The 11,980-nt window shown below is 67.4% G+C and carries 10 protein-coding genes; 7 read left to right on the forward strand and 3 right to left on the reverse strand.

Translation table 11 applies throughout. The features are described from left to right. Positions 1-6: 6 nt before the first annotated feature. Complete coding sequence (locus Q9246_RS20010; protein ID WP_306392456.1) at positions 7-2,679, reverse strand: TonB-dependent receptor; 2,673 nt, start codon at positions 2,677-2,679, stop codon at positions 7-9. 373 nt (positions 2,680-3,052) lie between these two features. Between Q9246_RS20010 and Q9246_RS20015 the strand changes: the two genes are divergently transcribed. Further along, on the forward strand, positions 3,053-4,111 hold the full coding sequence (locus Q9246_RS20015) for a LacI family DNA-binding transcriptional regulator (protein WP_306392457.1): 1,059 nt from the start codon (positions 3,053-3,055) through the stop codon (positions 4,109-4,111). Here the strand turns inward: Q9246_RS20015 and Q9246_RS20020 are convergent. Next, positions 4,108-4,878 carry an HpcH/HpaI aldolase family protein gene (locus Q9246_RS20020; protein ID WP_306392458.1) on the reverse strand — a complete coding sequence of 257 codons (771 nt, stop codon included), beginning with the start codon at positions 4,876-4,878 and terminating at the stop codon, positions 4,108-4,110. The two genes, Q9246_RS20015 and Q9246_RS20020, sit on opposite strands and share 4 nt — an antisense overlap. Positions 4,879-4,880: 2 nt before the next feature. Continuing rightward, positions 4,881-5,855 carry an ester cyclase gene (locus Q9246_RS20025; protein ID WP_306392459.1) on the reverse strand — a complete coding sequence of 325 codons (975 nt, stop codon included), beginning with the start codon at positions 5,853-5,855 and terminating at the stop codon, positions 4,881-4,883. 205 nt (positions 5,856-6,060) lie between these two features. On the opposite strand from Q9246_RS20025, the gene hisD reads away from it, so the two are divergent. The 6 genes from hisD (at position 6,061) to ppk2 (ending at position 11,973) form a co-directional block, all read left to right on the forward strand. Continuing rightward, positions 6,061-7,338 (forward strand): histidinol dehydrogenase, encoded by a 1,278-nt coding sequence (hisD, locus tag Q9246_RS20030; protein WP_306392460.1) that lies wholly within the window; start codon positions 6,061-6,063, stop codon positions 7,336-7,338. Then, the gene (locus tag Q9246_RS20035; RefSeq protein ID WP_306392461.1) at positions 7,335-8,099 is read left to right on the forward strand and encodes an SDR family NAD(P)-dependent oxidoreductase; all 765 of its coding nucleotides are present in this window, start codon (positions 7,335-7,337) and stop codon (positions 8,097-8,099) included. Before hisD ends, Q9246_RS20035 begins: the two co-directional genes overlap by 4 nt. 22 nt (positions 8,100-8,121) lie before the next feature. Beyond that, positions 8,122-9,135 carry a cupin domain-containing protein gene (locus tag Q9246_RS20040; protein ID WP_306392462.1) on the forward strand — a complete coding sequence of 338 codons (1,014 nt, stop codon included), beginning with the start codon at positions 8,122-8,124 and terminating at the stop codon, positions 9,133-9,135. Further along, a complete protein-coding gene (locus Q9246_RS20045; protein ID WP_306392463.1) occupies positions 9,132-9,866 on the forward strand; it encodes an alpha/beta fold hydrolase in 735 nt (244 codons plus the stop codon). The genes Q9246_RS20040 and Q9246_RS20045 overlap by 4 nt, the downstream gene beginning before the upstream one ends. Before the next feature lie 9 nt (positions 9,867-9,875). Further along, positions 9,876-10,925 carry a nuclear transport factor 2 family protein gene (locus Q9246_RS20050; RefSeq protein WP_306392464.1) on the forward strand — a complete coding sequence of 350 codons (1,050 nt, stop codon included), beginning with the start codon at positions 9,876-9,878 and terminating at the stop codon, positions 10,923-10,925. Between the two features lie 127 nt (positions 10,926-11,052). Next, the gene (gene ppk2, locus Q9246_RS20055; protein ID WP_306392465.1) at positions 11,053-11,973 is read left to right on the forward strand and encodes a polyphosphate kinase 2; all 921 of its coding nucleotides are present in this window, start codon (positions 11,053-11,055) and stop codon (positions 11,971-11,973) included. Positions 11,974-11,980 lie beyond the last annotated feature (7 nt).

Here is an 11,980-nt window from a genome sequence, read left to right on the forward strand (position 1 = left end):
AGGGACTCAGAACGACTGGAAGTTGACCCGCAGGCCGAAGGTGCGCGGCGCCGCGGCGCTCACCTGCAGCCCGCCGCCGCCGCCCCAGACGAAGCGGTTGATGGTCTGCTTGTCGAAGGCATTGTCGACGTACAGCAGCGCGCTCCAGCGGTCGTTGATCTCCCAGTTCAGCTTGAAGTCGGTCTTGGCATAGCCGGGCTGGCGTTCCAGCTTGGCGTTATACGGCTGGCCGTAATAGCCGTCCGAGAAGGTGACCACCGCCATCGGCGTCAGGTAGCCGCCGTTCGGCAGGCTGAACTCGTAGGAGCCGAATACCGAGCCCTGGATGCGCGGCGAATACGGCACCCGCTTGCCCGACAGGTCGCAGCCGAAGGCCACCGGTGGCTGGCCGGCGCCCCCGGTGCCGGGCAGCACGCCGCAATCGTAGCCGGGGGCGAACACACGCCGCTGCCCGATCGGCGCAACCGTCACGCCGTCCATCACGGTCGGGCTGGTGGCGCTGGCGTCGGCCACGAGGATCGAGGTGCCATAAGGCAGGGCCACATCCTTCCAGCTGGTGTACTTGGCGTCCAGGAACGAGATGCCGCCGCCGAACGACAGGGCCGGACTCGCCTTCCACTGCCACTCGACTTCCAGGCCCTTCGACTCGGCCTCGGTGGCGTTGAACACGCTCGAGATCGTGGTGCCGCCGACCGGGGTCTGGCGCTGTTCCTGCAAGTTGTCGTAGCGGTTGAAGAAGGCCGCCAGGTTCACTTGCAGGGTATTGTCGAGGAAGCGGTTCTTCGATCCGAGCTCGATCGCCTTCACTTCCTCCGGCAGGAAGGTCCGCACCGCCTCGTTGGTCTGGCCCGAGTTGAAGCCGCCCGAACGGAAACCGGTCGAATAGCTGGCATACAGCAGGTTGGCTTTCGAGAGCTTGTAGTCGGCGGCGGCGCGCATCGTGGTCTTGGAGAACTCTTCCTCGTCATAAGTCGCGCCCCACAGTACCGAAGGATTGTTCGGGTCGCAGTAGAAGCCTGGGCCGCGCGCCGGCACGCAGTTCGAGACGCCGGCGCTGCCGAAGGCCGAGCGCGGCGGCGATGCGGTGTCGATCGTGATCAGGTTGCCGTCCGGCTGGCCGTTGGCGCCCAGCGGCAGCACCGAGTTGGCGTTCGCGAAACGGAAGTCCTTCTTGTCGACCGTGCGGCGCGCGCCAAGCGTCAGTTTCAGCTGCTCGGTCGCCTTCCACGAACCCTGGGCATAGAAGGCGTTCGACTCGGTGGTGGCGTACGGGTCGTCGAAGGTGCCGGCGGACGCCTGCGGCAGGCTCAAGGGATTGGCCAGCGCGCCGGAGCGGATGGTGCGCGGCAGCTGCTGGTTGATGAAGGTGCCGCGCAGCTTGTCGTTGAAGTAGTAATAGCCGGCCACGTACTCGAACGGACCGTCGCCGACCGACTGGATCTGCAGCTCCTGCGAGAAAGTCTCGGCCGTGGTGCGCTGGAAGTCGATCGCGATGGTTGATGCCGACATGTCGGAATCGGCGGTGCGCTCGACCTCGAAGTCGGCGTAGCCGGTGATCGACTTGAGGGCGACCTTGTCGAAGCGCCAGGTCATGTCCAGCGAGGCGCTCTTGTCGCGCAGCTTCATGAAGCTCTGGTAGTCGGCATCGTAGTGCCAGGCGTCGCCCGGCTTGTGGATCGGCACGCCCAGGTCGGCGCCGCTGCCAACCGCATTGGCGCCAGTCCCGTTGCCGGCGCCGGCGGTGCGCACGCAGTCCGACACGCCGTCGCGGTTGCCCGGCCGCGGGTTGAAATAACCCAGCGTGGCATTGAACAGCTGCTGGCACGAAGCCGGATCGTAGTAGGTGCCGGCCTGCTTGTAGCCGAAGGCGGCGGCGCCGTTGGCGTCCTGCTTGGTCCAGTCGGCGCGCAGGGTCGCCTCGAAATCCTTGTTCGGCTTGAACAGCAGCGAGATGCGGCCATAGGTCAGGTCCTGGTCGAACAGGTCCGCGCCCGGATTGAAGTCGTTTTTCACGTAGCCGTCGGCGCGCTCGTCGGCGATCACCAGGCGCGCCGCCATCGTTTCGCCCAAGGGGACGTTGTACATGCCCTCCACCCGCAGGCGGTCGAAATTGCCGACCAGGACGCTGACCGAGGCATGCGTCTTGTTCAGTTCTGGCGCATTGGTCACCAGCGAGATATTGCCGCCGAAGGTGTTGCGGCCGTACAGCGTGCCTTGCGGGCCGCGCTGGATCTCGACCCGGTCGATGTCGACGAAGTTGGCCAGCGCCTGCTGGGCGCGCGATTTGTAGATGCCGTCCACGAAGAAGCCGATGGTGGTGTCGCCATTGATCGCCACATTATCGGTGCGCACGCCGCGCATCGCGGGGCGCGCATCGGCGCCGGAGCGGCCGAAGGTGAAGCCGGGCGACATGCCTTCCATCTGCGACAGGTCGGTGATGTTGCGGTCGCCGAGCGTCTCGGCGGTGATGGCGGTGACCGAGATCGGCACCTCCTGCGGATTTTCCGCGCGCCGCTGCGCGGTGACGACCACCGACTGCAGCGCGGCCTTCGGCGCCGCCGGCGCGGCCGCGGTTTCGACCGGGGCCTGGGCGTGCGCCAGTCCCGTACCCATGCCCACCATGGCGCCAACGGCCGCCGCCATCTGCCCTGCCAATAACTTGCGTTGCAACTTCTTCATTGTGGATCTCCATCCTTTCTTGGTTGCGACAGGCAAGCAATTTCTTGCAGCCATCGATTCTAGCCCTAAGACCGGCGTGTGCCGGGGATTTCAATACTTCGGATGCAATCTGGGACTACCACTCCCCGCATTCGGACGATGCGGTAATTCGCGGCGGTAAAAATGACCGGCGCCAAGTAATACTGCATTCGAAGTCAACCGAGGTCAAGAAATATCTATGCTTATTCACCAAGGCGTAATAATGTCTGGCTCTCGTTATAGCGAAGGAGGACACCGATGCTGCGCTGCAAACGAATGCAACGCCCGAGTGAGGCGTAGTGACGGATGAGCTATAATTGCGGCACGCCGCTACGGCGAATCCGGATGAGGTGAAATGACAACACGTCCCAAAACACCGCGTGCCGCCGACCAGGCCGGCAAGCCCCACGTCAACGTCACGTCCTACGACGTCGCCCTGCTTGCCGGGGTCTCGCAATCGGCCGTGTCGCGCTGCTTCAAGGAAGGCGCGGCCGTCTCCGACAAGATGCGCGCCCGCGTGATGAAGGCCGCCGATGAGCTGGGCTATACCCCGAACCTGATCGCACGCAGCCTGATCACGCGCCGCTCCAACCTGGTGGCGATCCTGATCTCGAACCTGACGAACCTGTACTACCCCGAGGTACTGTCCGAACTGAGCCAGCAGTTCGCGGCCAACGGCATGCGCATCCTGCTGTTCACCCTGCCCCACGAAGGCGATATCGACCGCGTGCTGGCCCAGGTGTGGGAATACCAGGTGGCTGGCGTGATCGCCGCCGCGCGGCTGACGCCGAAGCAGGTGGCCGAATTCGAGCGGCGCCGCATTCCGCTGGTGATGTACAACCGCACCCTGCGCGACAAGGCGGTCAACGCCGTCGTGTGCGACCAGATCGAAGGCGCGCGCACCCTGGTGTCGCGCCTGGCGGCGGCCGGCCACAAGCGCTTCGCGATCATCGACGGGCCGGGCGACTCGGTGGTGGGACAGGAACGCACGCGCGGCGCCGTCGAGCGCCTGGCGGAGCTCAAATTGCGCGCGCCGGTGATCGTGGCCGGCAACTACGACTACGAGAGCGGCGTCAACGGCCTGCGCGAGATCATCGCGCAGATGGGCCGCGCGCCCGACGCCATCATCTGCGGCAACGACGTGATGGCGATCGGCTGCGTCGACGCCGCCCGCCATGAGTTCAGGATCGCGGTGCCGGCCAAGCTGTCGGTGGCCGGCTTCGACGGCGTCGAGCCGTCGACCTGGATGAGCTATAACCTCACCACCCTGCGCCAGCCAGTGCAGAAGATGACGCAGGCCGCCGCCGGACTGCTGACCTCCCTGATCGACAATCCCGACGGCGCGCCCGAGAAGCGCTCGTTCTCGGCCCAGTTCATCGAAGGCGGCACCGCCCGCCTCGGTCCGCCCGCCTAGGCCTGGGCCGGCGCCAGGCGCTTGCCGAGCGCACGCGCGCCGTCGAGCAGGAACTGGTGGTCCGAGCCGAGGATGAACAGCGACGCGCCCAGTGCCTGCCAGCGCGCGCAATCCTCGCTCGGCGGGATGAACATGCCGACCGCCTTGCCGTGACGCCGCCCGGCGGCGCAGATGCGTTCCACGGCATCGATCACGCGCGCATCCAGCGGGCTGTCCGCCCCCAGCGACACGGTCAGGTCCATGCGTCCGACGAACAGGCAATCGATGCCCTCCACCGCGGCAATGGCATCGAGTTCGTCCAGCGCCTCGGCATCCTCGATCTGGGCCACCAGCACGGTGCGCGCATTGCTGTTCGCGATATGGGCCGCCATCGTGCCCGTGGTATAGCCGGCGGCGCGGCTCGAGCCGGCATAGCCGCGCCCGCCCGGCCCATAGCGTCCGCTGCGGGCCGCGGCCTCGGCCTGAGCGCCGGACACCACGTGCGGCAGCACCACACCCACCGCGCCGCAATCGAGCGCCGACAATACCTCGCCCGGCGTGCCGGACTGCACACGCACCAGGGCCGGCATGTCGGCCGCGCGCAGGGCCGCGATGCAGGCATCGAGCTCCATGCGTCCGAACGGCGCGTGTTCGGCATCGATGCAGACGCAGGCCAGCGGCGCCAGGCCGAGCACCTCGCACACGATGGGCGACGGCGTCTTGAGGTAAGTCCCCATCATGGGCTCGAAGGCGCGCACGGCGGCGCGGAAGGAATCGGTGCGCACCATCTTCACGCCTCGGCCAGGACCTGCATCCACAGCACCACGTCGTCGACCAGCACCCACTCGCGCAGCACCTTCCCTTCGTGGAATTCGACGTGGTTGATGCCCAGGATTTCGACCCGGCGCCCGCTCGGCGCACCGAACGCGCCGTCGCCCGTGTGCACCGCCTGGGCGCGCCAGCGCAGGGCGGCGCGGTCGGCACGGCCGCCGCCGCGCTGCATGGCCAGGTGCTCGACGGCGAACGATTCGACCTTCAGGGCGCCGAACAGCCCATTCCAATAAGCCTCCACCTCCTCGTGACCATAGCGGGTGATGCCGCCCGGCCCGATGTGATGCACCGCGTCGTCGTAGACTTGCGCCAGGTCGACCTTCTCGCGCCGCGCGAAACCTTCGATCGCGGCGGCGTAGCCGCGCGCCACCGGATCCTCGCTCACATGTGAAACGTAGCCGCCCGGCGCCGGCCCGGCCACCGCTTTGTTCCAGCCGCCGCGCTCCTTCAGCCAGCGCTCGGCCAGTTCGCGCGGCGTGAGCCCGATGTGCAGGGCGATCGCCGCCTGGTCGCGCACCAGCCATTCATGGACGATACGGTTGTCCTTGCACACGCAATCGGCGATCGCGCGCGCATGCACGCGGCGCCCGGTCGCCGGCCCGAAGATGCCGTCGCCCAGGTGGGTCATCGCCGAAATGCCGCGGTGCGAGCTGAGGAAGCCGGTCTGCGCATCGCCTGACTGGATCACGTCCTCGGCCAGCGGCCGGCGGTCGGGGAAGATCCCGAGCGAGGCGACGGTCCCGTTCACCACGTCGGCGATATCGGTGGTGACGGCGCCCGGCGTCTCGACCAGGCAGGGGTCGGAATAGTACTTGTGGATGTCGTCGATGCGCCGCTCGTCCCAGATGCGGCGGGTGATGACGCGGATGTACTGATCGAGGTTGGAAAATTCCGGATCGAATCCGGTCATGTCTTCCGCTTGCGGACGTTGCATGGTCTGGCCTTTACTCAGGTAGAAGAAGTCAAGACTGCGAATGCAGGAATATTCTCGCAACTTTCCCAGTGCGTCAACGCATTTCACGCACGATCCAAAAATTTTTCGCAAAACGGATTGCATTCGAATGCAATGCAAATCATAATTTGCTCACCAACCGCCGAATTTGGCCCCCATCCACGCACCAGCACAGGAAACGCGTTCCATGATCAAGTATCTCAAGCAGGGCAAGCCGGCCGAGCAGAAGGCCGAGATCGACCACGCCGTCCGCAGCACCGTCGAAGGCATCCTCGCCGACATCCAGGCCAGGGGCGAGGCCGCCGTGCGCGAATATTCCACCAAATTCGACAACTGGTCGCCCGCCTCCTTCCGCCTGAGCCAGGCCGAGATCGAGGCCTGCATCGACTCACTGCCGCCCCAGGCCATCCGCGACATCGAATTCGCCCAGGCACAGATCCGCCGCTTCGCCCAGATCCAGCGCCTGTCGCTGCGCGACGTCGAGGTCGAGACCCTGCCCGGCGTGGTGCTGGGCCACAAGAACATCCCGGTCAACTCGGTCGGCTGCTATGTCCCGGGCGGCAAATACCCGCTGCTGGCCTCGGCCCATATGGGCGTGCTGACGGCCAAGGTGGCCGGCGTCAAGCGCGTAATCGCCTGCGCGCCGCCCTACCAGGGCAAACCGGCGCCGGCCATCGTGGCCGCCATGGCCATGGCCGGCGCCGACGAGATCTACGTGGTCGGCGGGGTCCAGGCGGTCGCCATGATGGCGCTCGGCACCGAGGGCGTGGCGCCGGTCGACATGATCGTCGGCCCCGGCAATGCCTACGTGGCCGAGGCCAAGCGCCAGCTCTATGGCCGGGTCGGCATCGACCTGTTCGCCGGCCCCACCGAGACCGCCGTGATCTGCGACGACAGCGTCGACGCCGAACTGGTGGCGGTCGACCTGCTGGGCCAGGCCGAACACGGCCCGAACTCGCCAGCGGTCTGCATCACGACCAGCGCGCGCATCGCCGCCGAGCTGCCAGGCAAAATCGAGAACGTGCTGGCCCGCCTGGCCACCCGCGATATCGCCAGCGTCGCCTGGCGCGACTATGGCCAGATCATCCTGTGCGAGACCGACCGGGAGATGGTGGAGGTGTCCGAGCAGCTGTGCTCCGAGCACGTGCAGGTGATGACGCGCGACCCGGACTGGTTCCTCGACCGCCTCACCAGCTACGGCGCACTCTTCCTAGGCCACCGCACCAATGTCTCGTATGGCGACAAGGTGATCGGCACCAACCACACGCTGCCGACCAATGGCGCCGGGCGCTACACGGGCGGGCTGTGGGTCGGCAAGTTCATCAAGACCCACACCTACCAGCGCGTGCTGACCGATGAAGCCTCGGTGATGATCGGCGAGGTCTGCTCGCGCCTGTGCGCGCTGGAACACTTCGCCGGCCACCAGGAGCAGGCCGACATCCGCGTGCGCCGGATGGCCAAATGACGCCGACCCCTCAGCCTCTTGCAGGCAAGGTCGCCCTGGTCACCGGCGGCGCCGGCGGCCTCGGCTCGGCCATCTGCCGGCGCCTGGCCGCGGCTGGCGCCCGGGTCGTGGTCGGCTACAACCGCTCGGCCGATGCGGCGCACAGCCTGGCCGCCGCCCTGCCGGCGGTCGCGGATGGGCATTGTGCGCTGGCGGCGCCGGTCACCGATTCGGCTGCACTGGCCCGGCTCGCCGCGGCGATCGAGACCCGCCACGGCCGCCTCGACATCCTGGTCAACTGCGCCGGCACCACCCGCTTCGTCGCCCACGACGACCTGGATGGCCTGGACGACGCGCTGATCGACGAGATCCTGGCCACCAATGTGCGCGGCCCGTTCGCGGCCGTGCGCGCGCTGCATCCGCTGCTGGCGCGCGGCGGCGCCGGCCTGGTGGTGAGTATCTCGTCGATCGCCGCCACCACCGCCATGGGCAGCAACATCATGTACTGCGCGTCGAAGGCGGCGCTCGACAACATGACCCGCTCGCTGGCGCGGGCGCTGGCGCCACAGGTGCGCGTGGTCTCGGTCGCGCCGGGCCTGGTGGACACCGATTTCGTGCGCGGCATCGACGCCGACTGGCGCGCGGCCCAGGTGGCGCGCACGCCGCTGGCGCGCCTGGCCGCGGCCGACGACGTGGCGCTGGCCGTGCTGGCCGCCGCCACCCACTTCCCATTCTCTACCGGGATCGTGCTGCCGGTCGACGGCGGCCGCGCCCTGGCCTGACACAATCAACCTGGAGTAGTCCATGACCTTATCCCCGCAATTGCGCGAGCGCCTGGTGCGCTACGGCGAGCTGCGCCCCTGCACCAATGCCTTCATCGACGCCCGCAGCCCGGGCAGCGACAAGAAGGAGAACTTCACCATCATCGGCCCCGGCGTGGCCGAGAATCCGCAGCAGCACGTGCATATCCGCGAGCCGCACGGCTTCAATATCGGCGGCGCGCGCCAGCCGCCGCACTGCACCAATTCGCTGCACAGCCACCTGACCGAGGAGGTGTTCATCATCCATACCGGCCGCTGGCGCTTCTTCTGGGGCGAGGACGGCCGCGACGGCGAGGCATTCCTGGACGAAGGCGACACCATCTCGATTCCGGTGAATATGTTCCGCGGCTTCGAGAACGTTGGCGACAAGGTCGGCTTCATGTTCGCGGTGCTGGGCCAGGACGACCCGGGCCGCGTGCTGTGGGCGCCGCACGTGATCGAGAAGGCGCGCGACCACGGCCTGGTGCTGCTCGAGAACGGCAGCCTGGTCGACACCACGCTGGGCGAGACCGTGCCTGCCGGCCTGTCCCCGGTCGCACCGGCCAGCCGCGCCGAGTTGTCGGGACTGCGCAGCCGCGACGCCGACGAGATGGCGCGCCGCGTGGCGCCGCGCGCCGCGCTGGCGCCCGACCCCGCCTCGGTGCTGGCCGGGCCCGGCGTGCGTGACTCGCCCGTGATCGGCCTCGGGCTCACCAGCGAGAGTCCATCCAGGCCGCCGATCGCCTTCCCGCACGACTTCAGCGTGAGCCACCTGGCCTTCGATGCCGGCGCCGCCACGCCGTACTACCGCAGCGACGAGGTCGAGGTGCTGCTGGTCCAGGGCGGGATGCTGGAATGGCGCTCGGGCGACGGCAATACCACCACCCTGGCAGCCGGCGACACGTTCACCGTCCCGCGCGGACTGGATCGCATGCTGCGCGCCACGAGCGATGCCGAGTTGTTCGTCGTGCGCGGCAGCGACCGCCCCGACCTGGTGCGGCGCGTGGACGCGCCATGACACCCACGCTGCTGTTCCTGCCCGGCACCCTGTGCGACCGCCGGGTGTGGGAACCCTGCGCCGCCCTGCTCGAGGCGCGCTGGCCCTGCGTGCACGTCGACTACCGGCATGAAACCAGCATCGCCGCCATGGCGCGCACCTGCCTGGAGGCGGCGGCCGGTCCGCTGGTGCCGGTCGGCCTGTCGATGGGCGGCATCGTCGCGCTCGAGATGTGGCGCCAGGCGCCCGAACGGCTGGCGGCGCTGGCCCTGTTCGACACCAATCCCGGCCCCGACCTGGCGGAACGCGGCGCCCGCCGCGGCGACCAGTTGCGGCGCGCGCGCGAGGGCGGCCTGGCCGATATCGCGCTTCACGAGCTGGCGCCGGCCTATTTCACGGGTAGGGCTCCTGATCCGGCCCTGCCGGCGCTGGTGGTGTCGATGGCGCTGGAACAGAACGCGGCCAGCTACGCCGCCCAGTCGATGGCGCTCGCCACCCGCCCTGACTCGTGGCCGCTCCTGGCCGGCATCGCGCGCCCGGTGCTGCTCGCCTGCGGCGAACATGACCGCATCTGCCCGCCCGAGCAGCACGATCGCATGGCCGAACTGCTGCCGCGCTGGACATGGTCGCCCATCCGCGATGCCGGCCACCTGGCGCCGCTGGAACAGCCGCAATCGTCCGCCCTTGCCCTGCAATCCTGGCTCCAGCTATGCTTCCCACCCGAAGCCGGCCCCGCCCCTTCACCATTTTGAGGAAATTCGATGTCCATCGACGAACAACTGTCCTGCCTTCGCCCTTCCGCCTACGCCCCCTACCGCAACCCGCGCGAATACATCACTGCCTGGACCGACCGCATCTGGATCAACCGCGGCCTGGGCCAGATCCACGAGATGTACGCGCCCGACGTCAAGGTCCACACCAGCTATGGCGAGACCTATGGCATGCAGGACGTGATCGGCAACTCGGTCCAGAAGATGGTCGCCTTTTCCAACCGCGGCGGCGGCCACGACGACGTGATCTGGGAGTCGCGCGGCGACAATGGCTTCATCAGCTCGCACCGCGTGTTCAACAACGCCGTGCATGACGGCCACTGGACCTACGGTCCGCCGACCGGCCGCCAGTGGTACAACCGCAGCGTCGCCCACTGCCTGGTGCAAGACAACGTGGTGACCGAGGAATGGGTGGTGCGCGACGAGTTCGCGGTGCTCGAAGGCCTGGGCATGAATCCCTACCTGGTCGCGGCCGAACTGGCCCAGCGCTCGCCGGTGCTCGGCAACGCCATCGTCACCGGCGAGGAGGCTGGCTCCTTCGCCGGCCGCATCGCCAATGCCGCCGAACGCGGGGTGTCGGGTGCGCGTCCGGCGCGCTACGCGAAAGAGACGCGGCTGATCCAGGACTTCTTCGATGAGGTCTGGAACGGCCGCCACGTCGACCGCGTCAACCGCTTCTGCGACAACACCGTCGTGTGCCAGAGCGTGCGCATGCGGCGCGTGATGCAGATCGCGAATTACCAGCTTGAGCTGATGTCGCTGCTGGCGGCTTTCCCGGACGGGAAGATGGAGATCCGCGACATCGCCGTCCACGACTCGATCGACCTGGGCCTGCGCGTGGCCGTGCTGTGGCTGCTGCGTGGCAGCTACAAAGGCGCGCCCGTGTACGGCAAGGTGAATGGGGCGCCGGTGACCGTGATGGGCATCTCGCATTTCGAACTGCGCGACGACCGGATCATCCGCGAATACCGGATCTTCGACGAGATCTCGGTGATCTCGCAGATCATCAAGCACGGCAACGGCTGGGAAATGCCGGCCTAGTGCCGGACCAGCGCTGGGCTGGCGCCAGCATGGGCACACGCGGGTGCTGTCATGCCGATGACATGGAACAGGGCTAGACTGGCGAGGACTGTTCGCCGTCTTTCACCCGTACCCATAGGAGGGCGCCATGCCTGCCATTCACATCCCCGACCTTACCCAGCGCGTCCAGCGCGACCTGACCGACAGCTACGACGAAGAACTCGAGCTCGAGCTCGACGACCGCGACCTCGACCCGGAAACGCTGCTGCCCTCGCCCACCCGCAGCGAGCAGGACAAGGAAGCCCGGCGCCAGTATTTCCATGAACTGTTCCGCCTGCAGGCCGAGCTGGTCAAGCTGCAGGACTGGGTCGTGCACACCGGCCACAAGGTCGTGATCCTGTTCGAGGGCCGCGACGCCGCCGGCAAGGGCGGCGTCATCAAGCGCATCGCCCAGCGCCTCAACCCCAGGGTGTGCCGGGTGGCCGCGCTGCCGGCGCCGAACGACCGCGAGCGCACCCAGTGGTATTTCCAGCGCTATGTCTCGCACCTGCCGGCAGCGGGCGAGATCGTCCTGTTCGACCGTAGCTGGTACAACCGCGCCGGGGTCGAGCGCGTGATGGGCTTTTGCACTGACGACCAGTACGACGAATTCTTCCAGACCGTGCCGGAATTCGAGCGCATGCTGGTGCGCTCGGGCATCCAGCTGATCAAGTACTGGTTCTCGATCTCGGACGAAGAGCAGAATGCGCGCTTCCTGAGCCGCATCCACGATCCGCTCAAGCAGTGGAAGCTCAGTCCGATGGACCTGGAATCGCGCCGGCGCTGGGAAGAGTATACGAAGGCCAAGGAGATCATGCTCGAGCGCACCCATATCCCGGAAGCGCGCTGGTGGGTGGTGCAAGGCGTGGACAAGAAGCGAGCGCGGCTCAACTGCATCCACCACTTGCTGCAGCAGATGCCATATGTCGAGGTCGACCGGCCGACAATCGAGTTACCTGAGCGTGAATACCACGACGATTATGTGCGGCGGCCGGTGCCGCCGGAAATCATCGTACCGGAAGTGTTCTAAAGCGGGC

Origin of the sequence: Telluria beijingensis (genome assembly GCF_030770395.1) — a bacterium.
Taxonomy (GTDB): Bacteria; Pseudomonadota; Gammaproteobacteria; order Burkholderiales; family Burkholderiaceae_D; genus Telluria; species Telluria beijingensis.